Origin of the sequence: Streptomyces sp. P9-2B-2, from assembly GCF_030406865.1 — a bacterium.
GTDB lineage: Bacteria > Actinomycetota > Actinomycetes > Streptomycetales > Streptomycetaceae > Streptomyces > Streptomyces platensis.
Genome location: NZ_CP129126.1, coordinates 8033809 through 8054058, shown reverse-complemented (window position 1 = coordinate 8054058; position 20250 = coordinate 8033809). Strand labels below are relative to the sequence as shown.

Genomic DNA, 20250 nt, shown 5'->3' with positions numbered 1-20250 from the left:
CGGGGCGTCCCGGGCGATGGCCGGTTCCCGCCGTCGGGCCCCGGACCCTACGCACTCCGGAGGGCTCTCAGGACGCCGTGGAAGGGCGCGGGCCGCCCATCCGCCGGGCAGCGAAGCAGCAGGTCAGGCGTCGACCAGCTCGGAGCGCGCGGAGCCGCGCAGGGGCGCGGAGAGGTCGGCCAGCGCCCGCTCCAGACCGTGCAGATGGACGAGCGCGGGCTCCGCAGCGGGCGGCTGCGACACCGCGACGGCGGCGGCCGCCGGGCGGGTGCTGCGCGGTGCGGTGAGGGCCTCGACGGCGGCTTCCACGCGCTGGCAGGCGGCGGTGAGCCGGGCGTCGTGGGAGGCCTCCGGGTCGGCGGCGATGGAGGCCAGGCCGCGGACCTCACGGGCGCAGTCGTCGAGCAGCGCGAGCACCTGCCGGGCCCGTTCCTTCCGGGCGCGCAGCGGGCTGAGGGGGTGCACCAGCGGGGCGAGCGAGAGCCGTACCCGGCTCAGCAGCGGTGCGAGTTCGGCGACGTGCGGGGCGGGGTCGGCGGTGGTGGAGCCGGCGAGGCGGGCGGCGGCCTCGGCGGTGCACCGGTGGACGCAGCGCAGGGCGCGCTGGATCCAGGCGTCGGTGGTGGCGTGGGTGGTGACGGGCAGCACGAAGAGCACGGCCAGCGCCGCGCCGAGCGCCCCCACGCCGGTCTCGGCGAAGCGCAGTGCGAGCAGCGCGGGGTCCAGTACTCCCAGCAGCCCGTACAGCAGCCCGGCCATCAGCGTCACCGCGAGCATCATCCAGGTGTAGGAGACCGCGGCGGTGTAGAAGATGCCGAAGACGCTGACCGCCACGAGGGCGACCGTGGGGACGAGCGCGCCGTGCAGCGGGACGGCGACGACGAGGCCGAGCGCGATGCCGAGCACCGTGCCGAGGGCCCGGCGGAAGCCGCGGACCAGGGTCTCGCCGCGCGAGGTGGTGTTCACGAAGATCCACCAGGTGGCGCCGACGGCCCAGTACCACCGCTGCTCGCTGAGCAGCTGGCCGACGAGGAGGGCGAAGGCGCTGCCGGCGGTCGCCTGGATCGCCTGGCGGGTGGTCGCCCGGGCCAGCCCCCGGGCGCTCGGCGGGACAGGCACGCTCACCGCAGGCAGCCGGAGCTCGTAGCACCACACGGCGAAGCGGACGGTGGCGGCGGCGAGCAGTGCGAGCGTGACCGCGGTGTACAGCTCGGGCAGCTGGTCCGGCACCGTGTGCAGGAACTGCGTCGCGAAGAAGGTCATGAACGCGAACACGCCCAGGGCATGGCCGCGCGGCCCCCAGCGGCGGGCGTAGACCCCCGCGCCCACGACGGCGACGAAGACCGCGTCCCGGCCCACCGGGTGGTCGTGCAGCAGCGCCGCGACGGCGAGCACCGGGAAGCCGACCGCGGGCAGCAGAGCGGTGGTGACCAGCTGGCCGCGGACCGTGGCATCGGTGACCGTGAAGAGGGCCAGCAGCGCGGCCAGCCCGCCGGTGATGGCCGCGACGAGCGAGTGGCCGGTAAACGCGCACACCGTGACCGCCAGGCCGATGCCGAGGACGGCCCGGGTGGCGCTGCGCAGCCGCAGCAGGCCCGGATCCGGAGCCACGAACACCCTCTTCAGCACAGCTTCCGCCCCTTCGACAAGCCCGCATGAAAAAGGCGCCGCGGGAGTCCGCAGCGCCATCGACGGGGCCATCACAGCATCATGTCGGCAGGTTGCTCAACAGAGGCTGTGATTGCTGGGCCATTGGTACAGTCGCAGTGCCTCCCTGGCCGCCAGAAGGAGGCCAATGGACAGGGGCGTGACCGAGGGTGACGGTTCCTTTTCAGCCACTCGCGAGGAGATCATTGACATGGCCGTGGACGCCCTGGACGCCAAGATCCTGCGGCTGCTCCTGGAGCAGCCGCGCACCAGCGTCCGGGAGTACGCACGCCTCCTCGGCGTCGCCCGGGGCACCGTCCAGGCACGACTCGACCGTCTCGAACGGGACGGGGTGATCACCGCATACAGCCCCCGGCTGTCCCCCGCCGCGCTCGGCCACCCCGTCCTCGCCTTCGTGCACATCGAGGTCACCCAGGGGCATCTGGAGGAGGTGGCCGACGCGCTGGCGGAGGTGCCGCAGATCATCGAGGCGTTCTCGACGACCGGCGGCGGGGACCTGCTGACCCGGGTGGTGGCACGGGACGCGGCGCATCTGGAGGATGTGATCCAGCGGCTGATCAGCCTGCCGGGCGTGGTCCGCACCCGTACGGAGATCGCGCTGCGGGAGCGGGTGCCGCACCGGATGCTGCCGCTGGTCGAGGCGGTGGGCGGCGCCGGGCCGCGCTGAGCCGCGCCGGGCCGCGCCGGGCCTCGCTGAGCCGCCGCTTGGCATCCTGGTGGGCATGAGCACCTCCCCCGGCTCCCCTGACCCCTCCGTCCCGCTCGCTCCGGTGATCTTCGATCTCGACGGCACCCTGGTGGACAGCGAGCCGAACTACTACGAGGCGGGCCGCCGGCTGCTGGCCGCCCATGGGGTGCCCGACTTCAGCTGGGAGCACCACACCCGCTTCATCGGCATCGGCACCCGCGAGACGCTGGAGGCGCTCCGCCGGGAGTTCGGCCTCGATGTTCCGCTGGAGGAGCTGCTGACCGGCAAGAACCGCACCTACCTGGAGCTGGCGCGGGCGCACACCGAGGTCTTCCCCGAGATGCGGGCTTTCGTGGAGCGGCTGTCGGCGGCCGGGCATCCGATGGCGGTGGCGTCCGGCTCGTCACGGGCCGCGATCGAGGCGGTGCTGGCCGGCACCGGGCTCGATGCGCTGCTGACCACGGTCGTGTCGGCCGAGGAGGTGGCGCACGGGAAGCCGGAGCCGGAGGTGTTCCTGGAGGCCGCGCGCCGGCTGGGTGTCGATCCCGCCGGGTGTGTGGTGCTGGAGGACGCGGCACCCGGTGCGCTCGCGGCACACCGGGCGGGGATGCGGTGCATCGCCGTCCCGTATGTGCCCGGCACCGCCGACGACCCGGCGTTCGCGAGCGCCGGGCTGCTGTTCAGGGGCGGCCAGCAGGAGTTCACGGCGCAGGCCGCGTACGACTGGCTCCGGCGATGAGGAGAGGAGGAACGAGGGCGGCGGTTGCGGAGATGACGAGACGGGGCGAACGGCCGGGTGGGGGGTGAGCCCCCGTGCCCGGCGGTGGCCGGTGCCGCAACACCCGGCCACCGTCAGGCACTTCTTGCCCTAGGGGGCGCTCAATGCGGGGACGTCACTCCAGGCCGACGGACTTGCAGGCGGCGGTGACGCCCTCGCAGAGCAGGTCGGTCCGCACGGCGCCGTCGCGCACCACGGTGTTCTTCATATTCTTCTTGGTGACGATCTGCGCCTTGAACAGCCGGGCGGGGATACCGGACTTGCTCTTGCTGTCGGCGGTGGTCGTCGTCAGGGACTTGATGCTCTTGCCGCGCAGCAGACGGAAGGCGATTTCGGCGGCGGTTTCGGCCTCCGGCCGGACTTCCTTGTAAATCGTGAAGTACTGCGTTCCGGCTACCACCCGCTGGAGCGCGGGGAGTTCGGCGTCCTGGCCGCCGACCGGCACATTCTTGATACCGGCCGACTTGAGCGCCGCGGCGATGCCGCCCGCCATACCGTCATTGGCCGAGTAGACCGCGTCGAAGCCCTCCGCGCCCTGGGCGTTGATGAGGTCGGTCATCTCCTTCTTGGCCGCCGCAGCGGACCAGTCGGGGATGTCCTTCTCGAAGACGATCTTATGCACCTTGCCATCGAGGACCTCGTGCGCACCCTTCTTGTAGGCCGGCGCATTCGGGTCGGTCGGCGAGCCGTTCATCATGACGACATCGGAAGTGGCCGCCTGGGAACCGAGGGCGGTAAGAATCCCCTGCGCCTGGAGCCGGCCGATCTTCTCGTTGTCGTAGGAGACATAGGCCGCGACATCGCCCTCGGCGAGCCGGTCGTACGCGATGACCTTGACGCCCTTCTTGGCTGCCGAGTCCACCCAGCTCTTGGCCGCCGCGGCGTCGACCGGGTCCAGAATAATGACCTTGACGCCCTTCTTCACCAGCGCGTCGAACTGTCTCTTCTGGTTGTCGACCTGCTGCTCGGCATTGTGGTAGTCCACTTTGCATTCGAGGCAGAGAGAGGCAATACGCGACGAAATGATACGGCGGTCGAACTTCTCATAGCGGGCCGCTTTGCTCTCCGGGAGCAGCAGCCCTATGGAGTCCTTGCCCGCACCGGCATCCTCTTGGTCGCTTCCGCAGGCAGCCAAGGGTGCTGCCAGCGAAATCACCACTGCGCCGGTGAGGGCACGCCGCATTATTGCATTCATTTCCGGTACCTCCAAAGGGGCCGCCTGACCGGCCCAGAACGGCTGAAGTGAACGCCACCTGCGGCCCTAACGTCAAGAATCAAAGCCACAACGATATGAAAGCGAGTTGTGAGTTGACTCTCTGAACCACCGTCACCCGGCGGGCGTGCCGGACAGTACCGAAAAGTTCAATTCGTTCCGTATCACTCCGGAACGTTCCATTTACCGGTCGGTCACTCGCCCTCGAATCCGGAAGTGTAACGCGCGGTAACACCTCCCCCTTCCCCGCTGGCCGAGCCGTCAACCAGCCTATATTCGCACGGAGTTGCACGATCATGCCGGACCCCGGGCGCACGGGCGACACGATCGCCACCTTTCGCCCCGCGCACCGAGCCGCGCGGAGAGCGGGAAAATAGATGCGGGACACAGCTTTCCGGTCGGTCACAGAGCCCCCGCGACGCCGGTCGCCCCGGCCAGGACAGCTGCTGCGCCAATCGCCGCCGCACCGGTGACGAGAAACCTTGCCGAATATTTACCGTTCCCGCGCCGCAATCAAATACTGCGAGGCAAAGGGAATTCCCAAGGAATCTCGTCAGCTTGCTTTTCTGCCGCCCGCCCGTCACCCGGCCGCCCGTCCCGTTCGATGAGATCCTGAGGAAGAACGGGCGACCCGCCGATCCCCCGCAGACGCCGGTGGGCGGCGGACGGCGCCCGGTGCACCTGGGTGCAGAGCAAGGTGACGGACATGAGCACGGCGTGGCAGCACACCCCCATCTCCGCCGACGGCCGGCTGGGACCCGCGAACCAGCACCCCGGCCGCAGCGACCCGGCCTACCGGCGCCGTCGTGACGCGCTGGCCGCGCGGGCCGAAGGCCATCGGGTGGGGGCGCCGTACCCGGCCGTCGACTACACCGAGGACGAGCACCGCACCTGGCGGGCGGTACACCAGGCGCTCGGCCCGGCCCATCACGCCCACGCCTGCCGCGCGGTGCTGGACGCCGGGGAGGACGCGGGCATCCGCGCCGACCGGATCCCCCAGCACACGGAGGTCAGCGCCGCCCTCACCGCCCGCACGGGCTTCGCCTTCACCCTGGCCGGCGGGGTGGTGCCCAATGAGCGGTTCCTGGGGGCGATGGAGCACGGCTACTTCCATGCCGTGCAGTTCGTCCGCCATCCCGCCGTTCCGCTGTACGCGCCCGAACCGGACGTTCTGCACGATGTCTTCGGGCATGGCGTCCATCTGTCGTGCGCGCGCCTCGCCCGGCTGTACCGGCTCATCGGACAGGCCGCCAACCGGACCGAGACCGCTGAGGCCCTCGACATCCTCAGCCGGGTCTACTGGTTCACTCTCGAATACGGGCTGATCACCGAGGCGGGCACCCCCAAGGCCTTCGGCGCAGCCCTCCTGTCGTCCTTCGGCGAGATCGGCGCCCATGACGGGCGGACGATCCGTCCCCTGGACCCCCGCGCCGCGGCCGCCACCCCGTACCGCATCTCCGGCTACCAGCCCGTCCTCTACACCGTCCGCTCCCTGGAACATCTCGAAGACGTCCTCGGCACCTTCTGCGCGGACTTCGACGACGAGAGTGCGAGCCGGCTGCGCGTCCCGGCGCTCTCCCGCGACCGGGCGTAGCTACCGCGTATCACCCGGCGTGCCCGCGGCCCCCACCTGCCGGGTCAGCCGACCCAGCCACCCGTGAGACCGAGCACCGCCGAGCCGTCCAGGTCGGTGAGCTTGGTGCCGGTGAACTCGCGTGCCCAGTCCGAGGTCTGGAGGCGGAACGCGGGCCGGTCCGCGGTGAGCGCCTCCAGTACGGCCCCGGCGGCCTCGGCGGGAGTCTGCGCGCCGTTGAGGAACTGCGCGACGGTGCGGTCCAGGTATGCCTGCAAGGCGTCCGCGTACGGGCCCGCGGCGGCGACCTCGGCCGCCAGGTCGACCCCGATGTTGTTGACGAACTCGGTCGCCACGGCCCCGGGCTCGACCACGGACACGGCCACACCGAGCCGGGCCGCCACCGGCGCCAGGCTCTCCATGTAGCCCTCGACGGCGAACTTGGCCGCGCAGTACGCCTCATTGAAGGGCTGCCCGATGATTCCGCCGACGCTGGTGACGGTGATCAGACGGCCGCCGGTGGCCCGCAGATGCGGCAGCGCCGCCTTCGAGACATGGAGCACGCCGAAGAAGTTCACCTCCATCACCGCGCGCACATCGGCCACGCTCTCGTTTTCGAGGGTGCCGAGGTGTCCGGCACCCGCGTTGTTGATCACGGCGTCGAGGCGCCCGTGATCGGCGATCACGCCGTCGACCGCGGCGGCGACGGAGCGCTCGTCGGTGACGTCCAGCTGCCGGACATCGAGCTCCACGCCCGCTTCCTCGGCCGCCTTGCGCAGCGCACCGGAGCGGCCGGTGTCGCGCAGCGTCGCCACCACCCGCCAGCCGGCCTGCGCCGCGGCGACCGCGGCGGCCAGCCCGATGCCGGAGGACGTGCCGGTGATCAGAACAACCTTGGACGAGGGGGAAGAGGGGGAAGACATGGCGAACCTTTCGGGGCGTACGAAGCTTGTTTAAGTGCGTGTACACACACCATAAGCATTATGTGTGCGCACACGCAACCGGTAACCTTGCCGCATGGCGAAAAGGAAGCTCACCCAGGCCGAGATGCCCGTGGCCGATCACGCCTTCTACGGACTGGTCTGGGCCGGAACCGTGCTCACCGAACGCGTCGACCGCGCCCTGAGCAAGGCCCATGACCTGCCGGTCTCCTGGTTCGAGGTGATGCTCTGGCTCGCCTCCAGCCCGGACCCGGTCCCGGCCTCGGTGCTCGGCAACAGCACCATGCTCAGCCGCAGCCAGGTCTCCCGCGTCGTCGACGCGCTCCAGAGCCGCGGCCTGGTCACCCGTACGCCGTCGGCGCGCGACGCCCGCTCCGTCGAGGTCTCCCTCACCCCCGAGGGCCATCAGCTCTTCGAAGCGGCCGACGACACCCGGCGCGCCTGCCTGGCCCCGGTCTTCACCGACCTCCTCGACCGGCAGGACCTCGAAGCACTGAGCACGGTGTGGCAGAAGCTCAAGGCCAACAAGGAGGGCTGATACGGGGAATTCGGGGCCGGTTGGCGGCTTCGAGCAGTCCCGACCGCCGACAGAGCCCCCGCGCCTCCGCCCTCCTCAGTGGCCGATCGTCCGCGCGATGTCCAGGGTGAGGCGCTGCCAGGGGTCGCGTGGGTCGCGGTGGGTGAGGTCGGCGATGCGGCGCAGGCGGTAGCGGAGTGACTGGGGGTGCAGGCCGAGGCGTCGGGCGGCGGCGTTCGCGGAGCCGGTGTCGAGGTAGGTGGTGAGCGCCGCCATGAGGTGCTGGCGGCCGGGCTGGGTGAGGGGGCCGAGGATCAGGCGGCTGAGGTGTTCGGGCGGGGCGGTGGGGCGGCCGCCGAGGAGGGCCAGGACCTGGGCGTCGCCGTCGGTCAGGACCCGCGTGGGCTGGTGGGCGTGGGCGGGCGCCGTGTCCAGGGCGTCGGCCGCGAGACGGTAGGCGACGGCGATCCGGTCCAGGCTCTCCCCCGAGATCGCACAGCCGCGCAGGCCCCGCTCGTGCAGGGCCTGCGGTGCCCGCTCGCCGGCCGCGGCGGGCAGCAGCAGGACGAGGCGGGAGCCGCGGACCGTCACCGGCGAGGTGCCCGCGCCGCCGGGGCCGACGAGGGCGACGAGGAGTCCGAGGGCGGCTTCCCGGGTCACGGCGGGGCCGGCCGCGTCCGTGGGCTCCGCCACCAACAGGCAGTACGAATCCGGGAGTTGGACGCCCAGCCGGGCGGCCCGGTCGGTCAGGGCCCCGATGGAGGCATGCCGACCGGTGATCAGGTCGTCGAGGAGCAGCCGCAGCGCCCGGTCGCGGTCCCCGGCGAGGTCCTCGCTGGTGGCGGTGTACGCCGTGGCCATCTCTTCGGAGAGTGTGTCGAGGGTGGTCAGTGCCATGCGGGTGAGCGCGAAGGCGTCCGGTGCGCCCAGTGGGGGCCGGGCGGCCGCGATCTCGTCCGTCAGGACCGTCGCCGCGACCCGGTAGGCCCGCAGGACCGCCGGCATCGGGCGGCCGTCCGCGGCCCGTGCCGCCGCGATGCCGCGGAACCGGCGGAGATCGGCGGGGGTGAGCGCGCCGTCGGTGACCCAGAGATGCAGCAGCCGGTCCAGCGCCCAGGCGGCGATGGCACGGACCTCGTCGAGCCGGCCGTCGTCGAGCACCGCGTAGGCCGGTACCTGCTCGCGCACCGCGGCGACGATCGCCGTGACGACCCGCGGGGCGGCGAGCAGCTGCTGCCGGATGCGCTCCCGTTCCTCTGTCACAGGGTGATGATTCCACCCGCGTGTTGTGCGCAGCGCGGTGGACGGGACTTGTCACTGTCGCCAGGATCTCCGGGAGCACGCAGTCTCAGCGACGAGAGGCGGGACGTACGGATGGCGAAGCACTGGGCGGACTTCCAGTACGAGATCTACCTTCACGGCATGACGGGCGCCGTGCCGCGGCTGCCGACGGATCTGACCCGGCTGGAGCGGCTCGCCGAGCAGCGGCTCGGGCCCGGCCCGGTCGGTTATGTGGCGGGCAGCGCGGGCACCGGCAGCACCGCCGTCGCCAACCGGGCGGCACTGGACCGCCGGCGGATCGTCCCGCGGATGCTCCGCGATGTGCAGGAACGCGATCTGTCCGTGGAGGTGTGCGGCCGCGCGCTGCCCGCGCCGCTCGCGCTCGCGCCGGTCGGGGTGCTGTCGATCATGCACCCGGACGCCGAGTCCGCCGCCGCGCGGGCCGCCGCGGCGCAGGGCGTGCCGTACATCCTCTCCTCCGCCTCCAGCACCCCCATGGAGGAGGTCGCCGAGGCGATGGGCGACGGGGAGCGGTGGTTCCAGCTGTACTGGGCGAAGGACCGCGAGGTCACCAGGAGCTTTCTGCACCGGGCGAAGGCGGCGGGCTACACCGCGCTGTTCGTCACGCTCGACACCCCGCTCCTCGCCTGGCGGCCGCGCGATCTCGACCAGGCGTATCTGCCGTTCCTGCACGGTGTGGGCACCGCCAACTACTTCAGCGACCCCGCGTTCCAGGCAGGGCTCGCCAAGCCGGTGCACGAGGATCCCAACGCGGCGGTCCGGCACTTCGTGGGGATGTTCGCCGACCCCGCCAAAACCTGGCCCGACCTGGCGTTCCTGCGGGAGAACTGGGACGGCCCGATCGTGCTGAAGGGCATCCTGCACCCGGATGACGCGCTGCGGGCCGCCGACGCCGGGGTGGACGGGGTGGTCGTCTCCAACCACGGCGGCCGCCAGGTGGCGGGCTCCGTCGCCGCCGCCGACGCACTGCCCCGGGTCGTCGAGGCGGCCGCCGGGCGGCTCACCGTCCTCTTCGACAGCGGTATCCGCACCGGCGACGACATCTTCAAGGCGCTCGCCCTGGGCGCCAAGTCCGTGCTGGTGGGGCGGCCTTACGCCTACGGTCTCGGCCTCGACGGACAGGCCGGCGTGGAGCATGTCCTGCGCTGTCTGCTCGCCGAGTTCGACCTCACCCTCGCCCTGTCCGGGCACTCCCGCCCCGCCACCCTGACCGCCGACGACCTGATCGAGGAATCCGTATGACCAGCGCGCCGCACTCGGCCCCGGAGCCGCAGCCCGTGAAGAACGTTCTCGCCGTTGTCTCACCGCATGTCGGCGGCCGGGCCGCCGGTTCCGCGCTGGCCGGTCTGTTCCCCGGCCGGGCCCGGGTCACCGTCGTCGAGTCGGCCGACGAGGACCTGGCGGCGCTGCGCGAGGCGCATCTGCTGATCACCGGGCTGAGTCCGGTCACCGCGGGCCATCTCGCCGCCGCACCGCAGCTGGAGCTCGTCCAGTGCGCCAGCCACGGCTTCGACTACGTCGACCTGGACGCGGCCCGCACGCGGGGCATCCCGGTCTGCAACATCGGCTCCAGCGGCGCGGAGAAGCAGAATGTGGCGGAGCAGACCTTCGCCCTCATGCTCGCCCTCGCCAAGCAGCTGGTCCCGGCCCACACGGCCCTGGTCGAGGCCGACTGGGCGCTGCCGCGCCTTCAGCAGTCGCTGACCGAACTCTCCGGAAAGACCCTCGGCATCATCGGCCTCGGCCACATCGGCGAGGAAGTGGCCCGCCGCGCCCTCGCGTTCGACATGACCCTCGTCTATACGGGGCCGCGGCCCGCCGGACCGGAGACCGAGGCCCGGCTCGGCGGCGCCCGGCACCTGGACCTCGACGCACTGCTCCGCACCTCCGACTACGTCACCCTGCACGCTCCACTCACCGACCGGACCCGCAACCTCCTCGACGCCGACCGGCTCGCCCTCCTCAAGCCGACCGCCTTCGTCATCAACACCGCACGCGGCGCCCTCATCGACCAGGACGCCCTCGCCGACGCCCTGGAGGCGGGCACCCTCGCCGGGGCCGGGCTCGACGTCTTCGACCCCGAACCGCCCACGGCGGCGCTGCGCCTGCTCAAGGCCCCGAATGTGGTGCTCTCCCCGCACGTCGCGGGCGTCACCCGGGAGACCCTGGTCCGTATCGCCCTGGCCGCGGTGCAGAACGTCGTCGGCCATCTGGAGGGCAAGCCGCTGCGGGACGTCGTGTCCTGACGGCGGGGCGCCGGGTGCGCGCTCCCTCCTGAATTTCGGCCATAGTTCGGGGTTCCGGTCAGCGGGTTCGTGCACAGGGGCGGGCGGTGCGGTGGCGCGTTCCTGGCGCGCCACCGCCATTTCTCGACACCCCCGACGGCCGGGCCCCCGGCGACTGGAGTAGCGTCCGCCCGGCATCGGCTCCGAGGCCCCACCAGGAAAGGCTGGCGCACGCGCGTGGAACCCCGTGGACGTACCCGTTGGGCGATCGGCGGACTGCTCGCCGGCGGTATCGTCGTCAACTTCCTTGACCGTACGGCGATATCGGTGGCGAGTTCCTCGATCGCCGACGAATTCGGGCTGGACCTCCAGCAACTCGGGGTGGTGCTCTCGGCGTTCACCTGGTCGTACTGCCTGGTGCAGTTACCCGCCGGCATGCTCGTGGACCTCCTGGGGGTCTCGCGGCTCACCCGGATCGCCTCCGCGCTGTGGGCCGTCGCGGGCCTGCTGACCGCGGTGGCCGGCGGGGTCGGGCCGGTCATCCTGGCGCGGCTGCTGCTCGGGGTGGCCGAGGGTCCGTCGATGGTGGGCGCCTCCAAGGCGACCGCGGCGTGGTTCCCGGTCAGTGAGCGCGGGATGGCGACGGCCCTGTTCGACGGTGCCACCAAGCTGGCCAACATGGTGGCGTTCCCGGTGCTGGCGTTCGTGATGAGCGAGTGGGGCTGGCGGGCCGGGTTCCTGTTCTGCGCCGCGGTCAGTGTGCTGTTCACCGCCGTGTGGTGGTGGGGCTACCGGGACCCGTCCGAGTACCGCTCCCTGGGGCCGGCCGAGCGGGAGTTCATCCTCCGGGGCGGGGCGCGGGACACCGACCGGGGCGGGCTGCGGCAGTTCCGCACGGCGCTGCGTTCCGGCCGGGTCTGGGTCGTGGCCTGCGGTTTCGCCTGTTACGGCTACACCATCAATATCGTGCTGACCTGGATGCCGGAGTTCCTTCAGCGGGAGTTCCATGTGCGGCTGTTGCAGTCCGGCCTCTACTCGATGGTCCCGTGGGCGGTGGCGACGGTGGCCGAACTCGCCGTGGGCGGCTGGCTGGTGGACCGGCTGATCCGCCGGGGCCGCGACCCGTGGGTGGTCCGCAGAACGGTGCTGACCTGCGGACTGGCGCTCGGTGCCACGATCGGCGCCGCGGGCGGCGCCGGATCCCCCGCCCTCGCGGTCTTCTGGATGTCCCTCTCCCTGGCGGGGCTGGCCATCGCCGCGCCGGTCGCCTGGGGGCTGCCCGGCCTGCTCGCCCCGCCGGGCGCGGTGGGTGCGGTCAGCGGGCTGATGAACTTCCTCAATACGGCGGCCACCGCGGGCGGTGTGCTGCTGACCGGCTGGCTGGCGCAGGTGAGCGGGTCGTTCGCCACGCCCTTCCTGTTCGCGGTCGGCGTGCTGGCGGTCGGGGTCGCGCTGTACTGGAGGGCGCTGCGCCCGGCATCGGTACGGGACGCGGTCCCGGCCCGGGAGCTGCACAGGGTCTGAGGCCGCATCGTCGCCCGATGCTTTAATCCTGTACTTGCACATGGTGTGCAGTAGCTGTGTCGGTCATCACAGATTCGGCCTCCCACCCCCGGGAATCCCTACTATGGCTGGGCAGTTGTCGGCAGGGGGGCGTGGAAAGCGGCTATGCAGATCGTCGGCCCGATTCCACGCCGGTCAGACATGACTCCGGAGCACCCCCGGCAGTCGCCGGAGCCGACAGTCCCGGCCACCCCTCCCCCGGCATCGAACGCCGCCGCGGCCGAGGTGCTCCGCCGATGAACGACACCTCTGTATTAGCGACCTGCCTGGCGCGCTTGTCCTGGCCACCGGAGCGGCTGGCCCGTGAGATCAACCGGCGGTGCGGCAGCGGCACCATCAGCAGCAAGGCTCCATACAACTGGCTGAAGGGCGCCTGCCCCCGGCGCCGGCTGCCGTACATCATCGCGGCGATCCTGTCCGACCACCTCGGTGAGCCGATCACGGTCGAGGCGCTGTGGCCCGGGCACTTCGCGTCCGCGGTCCCGCCGCAGCGGCGAAGCTCCGCCCAGCCGCGCCCCGCGGCGCCTGTGCGGCCGCCTGCCACCCTCGATCCGCTCACCGCGTCGGTGGACTGGCTGGTGGCCGACGACGCACTGCCGCCGCCCTCGCGGGCGCGCGGCGAGGAGATTCCCGGGGTCGCGATCGAGATGCTGACCGCCAGGATCCAGCAGCTGCGTCAGCTGGACGACAGCGGCAGCAGCGGGCTCGTACTGGACTGGGCGCTCCAGGACCTCCAGTGGGCGGAAAGGCTGGCCGCCAAGTACTCCTACGACGCGTCGACCGGACGGCAACTGCACCGCATCATCGCCGAACTCGGCCAGCTCACTGCCTGGCTGACGGCAGATCAGGGCCAGGACGAGCTGAGCAGCGCCCGCTTCCTGGCCGCCCTGGGCGCCGCACGGGCCGCCGGTGACCGGCCGCTCGCCGCGTACATCATCTCCTGTATGAGCTACCGGGCCGGCTGGGCCGGCCGGCCGGAGGAGGCGCTGCGGCTGATCCGGATCGCCCGCAAGGGGTCGGCGCAGGAGGACATGGGCATCGGCCAGGCGCTGCTGGCCACCCGCGAGGCCCGGGCCCATGCCAGTCTCGGTGACGAGGCGGCCTGTCAGCGGGCTCTGGACGAGGCGGCCGAGCTCAGCCGGGCGGGCCGGCCCCCGGCCGAGCCGCTCTGGGCGTACTGGCTCACCCCCGCGGTCATGGTGGCCGACGCCGGCCGGGCCTGGCTGGAGTTGGGGTGCCCCGAGCGGGCGGAGCCGTATCTCACGCGCGGGATCGACCTGCTCCAGGGCAGCCAGCCCCGCAACCTGCTGCTGCACAGTGCCTCACTGGCCGAGGCGCGGCTGGCGCGCGGCGAACTCGACGGCGCTGCGGCGGCTGCCACGGACGCGCTGGCGCTGGCCGAGCACGTCAGCTCGCAGCGCGCCCACGCGCGGCTGATGGCGCTGCGGCGGCGGTTCGTGCGGTACGACAGTGCGGTGGCGCGTGACATCGCGCAACGGGCCGACGCGCTGCTGGCGGCGGGCCGGGCGCGGGCGGTGTGCTGAGACGTGGCCACGAGCACCCGTCGGCCGCCGTGCCGTTCAGGGACCGTCAGCAGGGCCCCGGCCCCCGCTCGTCGTGCGGTGGCGCCGGGCGGCGTCCGGCCCGTCGCCCCCTGAGGGCCGGGCCTCACCCGCGCGCCCCTTCCCATGGCACGACCCCTCGACACGGAACGGCATCCAGGAGAAACAGGAACATATGCGAGTCACTCACGAGGCACCGCTCGCCCCGATGACCACGCTGGGTCTCGGAGGACCGGCGGCGGTCCTCTTCGAGCTGTTCGACCCCGCGGACTTCCCCGAGTTCGTCGCGCTGGCCGACGCCTCCCCGGGCCGGCCGGTCTGTCTCGGCGAAGGAAGCAATGTCGTGGTCAGCGACGCCGGCTGCGAGGGCGCGGTGCTGCGGATGAGCACCAAGGGCGTGCGGCTGACCGGCCGCACCGACGAGGGGCGGGTGCTGGTCGAGGTGCAGGCCGGACACCTCCTCGGCGACCTGGTCGACACCACCGTCGCCGAGGGCCTCACGGGCATGGAGATGCTGGTGGGCATCCCCGGGACCACCGGCGCCACCCCGGTCCAGAATGTCGGCGCCTACGGCCAGGAGACCGCCGACTGCCTGGTGGAAGTGACCGCGTGGGACTGGGAGCTGGGCCGGATGGTCACCCTGGACGCCGCGGCCTGCGGGCTGGGCCACCGCACCAGCGTCTTCAAACACTCCCGCCGGTGGACCCTGCTGACGCTGGTCTTCGCGCTGCGCCGGTCCGAGCTGAGCGCGCCGGTGACGTATCGGACGGTGGCCGCCGCGCTCGATGTCCCGGTTGGGAGCCGGGTGCCGCTGGACGAGGTGGCCCAGGCGGTGCTCGCGGTCCGGCGGAGCAAGGGAATGGTGCTGGGCTGTAGTGGCACCGACGACAGATCGGTCGGCAGTGTGTTCCTCAGCCCCGAGATCTCCCCCGCCCAGGCCGACGGCCTGCGGGCGCGCAACGCCCCCGTGAACCGCTTCCCCGACGGCTCGACGCGGGTGAGTGCGAGCTGGCTCATCCGGCAGGCCGGTTTCGAGCTGAGCACCCCGATCGTCACGGGCGTGCGCGTTTCCTCGCTGCATTACACCCTGGTCGCCGACGAGGGGGCGACCGCCGCCGGTTTCACCCGGGCGATCGAGCTCGTACAGCAGGAAGTGCTGCGCCGCACGGGGGTCCGGCTCACCTCCGAACTCGACTTTCTCTGAACCTTGTCCGAGGGCCGCGCGGGGGCCGCAGTGGAGGCGTGCAGCCGGCGCGCTTCAACAGGTCAACTCCGGTTCAGGGCACGGGCGTTGCCCTCGCCGGGCGGGCTTTAAACGCTCTTGACGAAGATCGCGACCTCGTATGAAATACCCCGGCGGTTGCGAAATATCTCCGCAACAACCGGAAATACTCCGGAATTAAATTTTCTTTCCCTGGAGGGGACCATGGAGAACGTCACCATCAACCTGGACGAATTCGACCTCGACCTGGACATGGAGATCATGGAGTCGGCCACGACCGCCGTGAAGGCGCAGGACTCGAAGCTCATGACGCAGGTCTGCCGGCCCACCGCTTGGCCCTGCACCTGACACACCGGTGCGGGGTGCCGCGGGACATCGCTCCCACGGCACCCCACACCATCGTCGGGTCAAGCGGTGTCAGGGGAACGGGGCGGGGACAGGCGTGAGCGGTACGGGTGATGTGCGATTCGAGTGCGGGAAAGTGGCTCTGGTACGGGCCGCGGCCCTCCCACTGCCCTCGGACGATCCCCCGGCCCCCGAGCCCCGGCCGTCCGTCGAGGCCCCGCACGAGGAAGCCCGACTGCGCCGTCAGATCGCGGAACTGGCCACCGACGCACGGCTGATGACGGCGGTGAGCCTGGCCAGCGCGAGCCTCGCGGACGAGGTGGACCGCGCCGTCGCCGGGGAATCGCTCCGGCTCAAGTCGCTGCGCCGTATCGCGAGGTCGCTGACGAAATACCGCTCACGGATGTCCCACCGCCCCACCCCGTTCGGCCTGTTCGCCGGGGTCGGCCTCGCCGGATTCGAACCCACACCCGCACGGGAATTACTCGGAGACGGGCACACCGTGACCCGGCCGGACGCGGCCTGGCTGGACGGCGTGCTGGAGACGCTGCGCGACCTCCCCGCCGTACTGGAGCGCTCGCAGCTCACGGCCAACAACCTGCACACCGTACGGGACGGACGGCTGGTGCTCGTCGACCACCACGACCCCACCGGCGAACGGCAGTTGGCGGGGTCGGTGCGCCACACCCGGGTGGTCCAGCACCTATTGACGGCCGCGGCGCGGCCCACGCCGTTTCCTCTGCTGGTGGAAGCGGGCCGGCGAGCGTTCCCCCACGCGCCCGAAGGCGCGGTCGAGGGCAGCATCACCCAGCTCGTGCGCGGCCACTTCCTGCTGACCGACCTGACGCCGCCACCCGACTGCACCGCCCCCCTCGACCACGTACGCGACCGGCTGCACGGGGTCGACCATCCGACTGCCCGTGAACTGTGCGCGGTACACGATGAGTTAGCGACCCTGGATGTCACACCTCCGGAGGACCGGCGGGCCCGGCTGACCGCGCTCTCCGCACGGATGCGGGCGCTGGAGCCGGCTTCCGACGTCCTCCAGACCGACCTGTCCCTGGACGTACGACTGACCCTGCCGCCCGAGGTGGCCCGGGAAGCGGCACAGGCCGCGACGGTGCTGTGGCGGACCTCCCCCGTCCACCGCGGCAATCCACACCTGCGCGACTACCACCTGGCCTTCCTCGAACGGTACGGCACCGACCGCGCGGTGCCGGTCCTGGAACTGCTCGACGACGCCCGGGGGTTGGGGCTCCCCCGCGCCTATCGGCAGCCCGAAGCCGTGCCCTCCCCCGAGTCCGGGGAGCGCGACCGGGTCCTCGGCGAGCTGCTGATGGACGCGGCGCGCCGTGGCATACGGGAAGTGGTGCTGGACGAGGAGACCGTGCGCGCCCTGGAACCGGCGGAGCGCGGGCCCGCCCCGCTGAGCATGGAGGTGGGCGCCGAGCTGGTGGCTCCGCGCTGGGAGGCGCTGTGCGCCGGGGACTTTCATCTGGTGCTCGCGCCGCAGGCGGTGTCGCCGCTGGCGGGGGCGATGTTCAGCCGATTCGCGCCGGTATTCGGCCCCTCGGGCACGCAGGTTCAGGATCTGGCGCTGCACGCCGAGCAGAGCGCACCGGACGACGAGATTCCGGCCTGTGTCGCCTACCGGCCCAGGGTGGCGCGCTCCGCCAATGTCTCCGCCGTTCCGCAGTGGCTGACCCATCGCATCCCCCTGGGGGTCGGCCCTGCCGCCGCGGAGACGGCGCACGATCTGCGCCTGGAGAACCTCGCGGTCCACGCGGACAGGGAGGGCCTCCGGCTCGTAGACGGCGCGACCGGCCGCCGGGTGCGCCCGCTCTCGTACTCGATGCTCCATCCGGCCAACGGTCATCTTCCGTACGTGGCACGGTTCCTGCTGGAGGTCGGGCAGGAAGGCCGGTCCTTCTGCGCACCGTGGAGCTGGGGACGCTGGGTCTCGGCTCCCGCGCTGCCGCGGGTGCGGCACGGCCGGACCGTGCTCTCCCCGGCGCGCTGGCTGCCGGACCGTGCCCTGCGCGCGGCGGCCGACCGTGGGGACGAGGAGTGGGGTGAGCAGGTCGGGGAGTGGCGGCGGCGCTGGGATGTGCCCCGGCGGGTGCTGCTCACCAAGGCCGACCACCGCGTCGCGGTCGATCTCGACGATCCGCGCCATCTCCCGGTCTTGCGGGACGAGGTGCGGCGAGCGGCCGGTCTGACGCTGGTGGAGCAGTACGGGGGCCGGGCGGAACGGCAGTGGTTCCGGAGTGCCGAGGGCCCCCATGCCGCCGAGTTCGTCTTTCCCGTCTTCGCCCGGTACGCGGGCCGGGGCACCGCGCACGACACCCGGCAGACCCGGCCAGCCGCGGCGCCGGTACCGCCCCTGATGGACGGCCCGGACGGCGGCCGGAGCACGCGTCCCCATCTGCCCGGCGGCGAGTGGCTCTACGCCAAGCTCTATGTGCCCGCGGCCCGCCAGCCGGAGGTGCTGGCCCGTCACCTCGGCGCGCTGACCGACCCCGAGCTGCTGCGCAGGGCGGGCGCCGACCGCTGGTTCTTCCTCCGTTACGAGGACCCGGCGCCGCACATCCGGCTGCGCTTCCACGGCACGCCGGATTCCCTGTGGCCGGTGCTGCTGCCCGAACTCCACTCCTGGGCACGGGAGCTGGCGGCGGCGGGGCTCCTCGGGACGGTGGTCCTGGACACCTACGAACCCGAGGTCGAGCGGTACGGCGGACCGGCCGCCCTGGGGCACGCCGAGCGCGTCTTCCACGCCGACAGCGAGTCCGTCGTCGCGCTGCTGGCCATGGCCCCCGACCAGCTGGACGATCCCTCGCTGCCGGCCGCGCTGGGCATCCTCGACATCCTCACCCGCCTCGGCTCCCCGGACGAGGCGCTCGACTGGCTCAGTAGCCCGTCGGTGCTGGCGCACCGTGGAGAGGTCCCGCGGTCCCGCAAGCAGGAGGTCGCCGCGCTGCTGGACGCGCACGCCCGGCCCCGGCCGCCGGTCGCGGCGGACGGCTGGGGCGTGGGGTGGAGCACCCGCGGCCCGGCGCTGGACGGTCTGGGTGAGGTGTTGTCGGCCGGTGCGACGGACCGCGACCGGACGGAACGGATCGCCCTGAGCCTGGCCCATATGCACTGCAACCGGCTGCTCGGCCCACGGCCCGAACTGGAACGGACGGCGCAGGTGACGGCCCGTGAGGCGCTGGCACGGTGGCTCGGACGGCGGCGGAACAACCGATGACCGCACCCCTCGCGCTGTGCGACGCGGCGTCCGACCTCGCGTACCGCGTCGCCGATCTGCTGAGCTCACCGGAGCAGGTAGCCGGTACGGCACACGAGGCGTTCACCGCACTGCCGCCGGAACTGTGGCAACCCGCCTGGCAGCCCGCGTCGCTGCTGATGGGCCACCCGGGCATCGCGCTGCTGCACACCAGATGCGCCCGGAACGACGCCCGGTATGCGGCAATCGGGCACGCCCATCTCGCGGTGGCCGTCGCGGCGACCACCGACGCCGGTCCGGCCGCTGTCGGTGATCTGCTGCTGCCCGCACGGCTGCACGCCGACGCGCACGGCGGCTATGCCCGGCTGCTGGCGCGCTGCGCCGAGGTACACGCCGCATACGTCCGGGCCCGTGTCGCCCGGTTGGCGGCCCGGCAACAGGAACACGGCCCTGGGCTGGCGGCCGACGACTACGACGTGATCTCGGGCCTGGCGGGCGACGCCCGCGGCCTCCTGCTGGCGGCCGACCACGGCGACGAGCGATGCGCGCAGGCGCTCCGCGACGTCCTCGCCTATCTGGTCCGGATGACGCATCCCGTGCGGTCCCCGGTGGCAGGCGGAAGCCCAGTGCCGGGGTGGTGGTGCGCCCCCGACCGCTACCTACTCCCCCGTGACCGCGAGGAGTACCCGAGAGGTGACCTCAACGTCGGTGTCGCGCACGGGATTTGCGGGCCCCTGGCGCTGATGGCGCTGGCCTACCGGGCCGGACACCGGGTGCCGGGGATGGCGGACGCCCTCCGCCGTATGGCCGACTGGGCGGTGAGCGTGGGCTACACCGACCACCTGGGCATGCGGTGGCCCGGCCGCGTCGCCGCTACGGAGGCAGCCGGGGAGTCTTCCCACCCGCCCCAGGAACTCCGGCCGCCCTGGGAGGCGGGAGCGAGGAGCCGGCCGGGGTGGTGTTACGGGACAGCCGGTATCGCCTGGTCCCTGTATCTGGCCGGGCGGGCGCTCAGTGACGGTCAGCTGACGGCCCTGGCGGAGGACGCGGTCGGCGGTCTGGTGCGCCGCCCGCTCGATGCCGCGGTATCCACCGACCCCGGCTTCTGCCACGGCCGTGCGGGCGTCCTCCACACCGTCAGCCGGATGGCCGTCGCCACGGGGCGCACCGAGTGGTGGGCTATGGCGGACGACCTCGCACAGGAGCTGGTGGCGGAGTACGACCCCCGAACTCCCTTTGGGTTCCGCCAGGTTGTGCCGCCCGCCCCCGGGTCGGTGTCCGCAACGCACCGGGTGCACCATCCAGGGCTGCTGGACGGCGCCGCCGGGATCGCACTCGTCCTGGTTGATTACGCCGACGCCCGCCGGGGAGGCGGCGTGGATGAGGTGAACGGATGGGACGCGGCGTTTTTGATGGGGTGACGTGGG

Annotated in this window: 16 protein-coding genes; 12 read left to right on the top strand and 4 right to left on the bottom strand. The window is 72.2% G+C overall.

Annotation, left to right across the window (positions count from 1 at the left end; all coding sequences use genetic code 11):
- Window positions 1-123: 123 nt before the first annotated feature.
- The gene (locus tag QT196_RS35320) at window positions 124-1629 is read right to left on the bottom strand and encodes an FUSC family protein (protein ID WP_290356389.1); all 1506 of its coding nucleotides are present in this window, start codon (window positions 1627-1629) and stop codon (window positions 124-126) included.
- Window positions 1630-1858: 229 nt separating this feature from the next.
- Between QT196_RS35320 and QT196_RS35315 the strand changes: the two genes are divergently transcribed.
- Window positions 1859-2335: an Lrp/AsnC family transcriptional regulator gene (locus tag QT196_RS35315; protein ID WP_168482705.1), complete on the top strand. Its 477-nt coding sequence runs from the start codon at window positions 1859-1861 to the stop codon at window positions 2333-2335.
- A 55-nt stretch (window positions 2336-2390) separates the two neighbouring features.
- Entirely contained in the window at window positions 2391-3095 is a 705-nt protein-coding gene (locus tag QT196_RS35310; RefSeq protein ID WP_290356388.1) for an HAD family phosphatase, read from the top strand.
- A 154-nt stretch (window positions 3096-3249) separates the two neighbouring features.
- Here QT196_RS35310 and QT196_RS35305 read toward each other — a convergent pair whose 3' ends face one another.
- Window positions 3250-4329, bottom strand: a complete 1080-nt coding sequence (locus tag QT196_RS35305) for a substrate-binding domain-containing protein (protein WP_248001464.1) — start codon at window positions 4327-4329, stop codon at window positions 3250-3252.
- Between the two features lie 724 nt (window positions 4330-5053).
- On the opposite strand from QT196_RS35305, the gene QT196_RS35300 reads away from it, so the two are divergent.
- Window positions 5054-5941 carry a phenylalanine 4-monooxygenase gene (locus QT196_RS35300; protein ID WP_168482703.1) on the top strand — a complete coding sequence of 296 codons (888 nt, stop codon included), beginning with the start codon at window positions 5054-5056 and terminating at the stop codon, window positions 5939-5941.
- A gap of 44 nt (window positions 5942-5985) precedes the next feature.
- Here QT196_RS35300 and QT196_RS35295 read toward each other — a convergent pair whose 3' ends face one another.
- Window positions 5986-6843, bottom strand: a complete 858-nt coding sequence (locus QT196_RS35295; protein ID WP_266732800.1) for an SDR family oxidoreductase — start codon at window positions 6841-6843, stop codon at window positions 5986-5988.
- Between the two features lie 94 nt (window positions 6844-6937).
- On the opposite strand from QT196_RS35295, the gene QT196_RS35290 reads away from it, so the two are divergent.
- Window positions 6938-7399 carry a MarR family transcriptional regulator gene (locus QT196_RS35290; protein ID WP_168482701.1) on the top strand — a complete coding sequence of 154 codons (462 nt, stop codon included), beginning with the start codon at window positions 6938-6940 and terminating at the stop codon, window positions 7397-7399.
- A gap of 75 nt (window positions 7400-7474) precedes the next feature.
- Here the strand turns inward: QT196_RS35290 and QT196_RS35285 are convergent, their stop codons facing one another.
- Window positions 7475-8641, bottom strand: a complete 1167-nt coding sequence (locus QT196_RS35285; RefSeq protein ID WP_290356387.1) for a helix-turn-helix domain-containing protein — start codon at window positions 8639-8641, stop codon at window positions 7475-7477.
- A gap of 111 nt (window positions 8642-8752) precedes the next feature.
- Here QT196_RS35285 and QT196_RS35280 point away from each other — a divergent pair, with 111 nt between their 5' ends.
- The 8 genes from QT196_RS35280 to QT196_RS35245 all read left to right on the top strand — a co-directional run bounded on the left by QT196_RS35280 (window position 8753) and on the right by QT196_RS35245 (window position 20244).
- Window positions 8753-9922, top strand: a complete 1170-nt coding sequence (locus QT196_RS35280) for a lactate 2-monooxygenase (RefSeq protein WP_168482698.1) — start codon at window positions 8753-8755, stop codon at window positions 9920-9922.
- A complete protein-coding gene (locus QT196_RS35275) occupies window positions 9919-10926 on the top strand; it encodes an NAD(P)-dependent oxidoreductase (RefSeq protein WP_168482697.1) in 1008 nt (335 codons plus the stop codon). Before QT196_RS35280 ends, QT196_RS35275 begins: the two co-directional genes overlap by 4 nt.
- A 216-nt stretch (window positions 10927-11142) precedes the next feature.
- Entirely contained in the window at window positions 11143-12429 is a 1287-nt protein-coding gene (locus tag QT196_RS35270; RefSeq protein WP_290356386.1) for an MFS transporter, read from the top strand.
- A gap of 275 nt (window positions 12430-12704) precedes the next feature.
- Window positions 12705-14012, top strand: a complete 1308-nt coding sequence (locus QT196_RS35265; protein WP_168482695.1) for a hypothetical protein — start codon at window positions 12705-12707, stop codon at window positions 14010-14012.
- Window positions 13939-15234, top strand: a complete 1296-nt coding sequence (locus tag QT196_RS35260; protein WP_323139138.1) for a UDP-N-acetylmuramate dehydrogenase — start codon at window positions 13939-13941, stop codon at window positions 15232-15234. The genes QT196_RS35265 and QT196_RS35260 overlap by 74 nt, the downstream gene beginning before the upstream one ends.
- Window positions 15235-15456: 222 nt before the next feature.
- Window positions 15457-15600, top strand: a complete 144-nt coding sequence (locus QT196_RS35255) for a hypothetical protein (protein WP_168482693.1) — start codon at window positions 15457-15459, stop codon at window positions 15598-15600.
- 133 nt (window positions 15601-15733) lie between these two features.
- Complete coding sequence (locus QT196_RS35250) at window positions 15734-18844, top strand: lantibiotic dehydratase (protein ID WP_290356385.1); 3111 nt, start codon at window positions 15734-15736, stop codon at window positions 18842-18844.
- Window positions 18841-20244, top strand: a complete 1404-nt coding sequence (locus tag QT196_RS35245; protein WP_266732787.1) for a lanthionine synthetase C family protein — start codon at window positions 18841-18843, stop codon at window positions 20242-20244. Before QT196_RS35250 ends, QT196_RS35245 begins: the two co-directional genes overlap by 4 nt.
- Window positions 20245-20250 lie beyond the last annotated feature (6 nt).

Excerpts from the sequence above, each read along its gene's own strand:
- QT196_RS35310 (WP_290356388.1), top strand. The coding sequence starts at position 2,391 with ATGAGCACCTCCCCCGGCTCCCCTGACCCCTCCGTCCCGCTCGCTCCG.
- QT196_RS35300 (WP_168482703.1), top strand. The coding sequence starts at position 5,054 with ATGAGCACGGCGTGGCAGCACACCCCCATCTCCGCCGACGGCCGGCTG.
- QT196_RS35305 (WP_248001464.1), bottom strand. The coding sequence starts at position 4,329 with ATGAATGCAATAATGCGGCGTGCCCTCACCGGCGCAGTGGTGATTTCG.
- QT196_RS35265 (WP_168482695.1), top strand. The coding sequence starts at position 12,705 with ATGAACGACACCTCTGTATTAGCGACCTGCCTGGCGCGCTTGTCCTGG.
- QT196_RS35255 (WP_168482693.1), top strand. The coding sequence starts at position 15,457 with ATGGAGAACGTCACCATCAACCTGGACGAATTCGACCTCGACCTGGAC.
- QT196_RS35290 (WP_168482701.1), top strand. The coding sequence starts at position 6,938 with ATGGCGAAAAGGAAGCTCACCCAGGCCGAGATGCCCGTGGCCGATCAC.
- QT196_RS35280 (WP_168482698.1), top strand. The coding sequence starts at position 8,753 with ATGGCGAAGCACTGGGCGGACTTCCAGTACGAGATCTACCTTCACGGC.
- QT196_RS35295 (WP_266732800.1), bottom strand. The coding sequence starts at position 6,843 with ATGTCTTCCCCCTCTTCCCCCTCGTCCAAGGTTGTTCTGATCACCGGC.
- QT196_RS35315 (WP_168482705.1), top strand. The coding sequence starts at position 1,859 with ATGGCCGTGGACGCCCTGGACGCCAAGATCCTGCGGCTGCTCCTGGAG.
- QT196_RS35245 (WP_266732787.1), top strand. The coding sequence starts at position 18,841 with ATGACCGCACCCCTCGCGCTGTGCGACGCGGCGTCCGACCTCGCGTAC.
- QT196_RS35275 (WP_168482697.1), top strand. The coding sequence starts at position 9,919 with ATGACCAGCGCGCCGCACTCGGCCCCGGAGCCGCAGCCCGTGAAGAAC.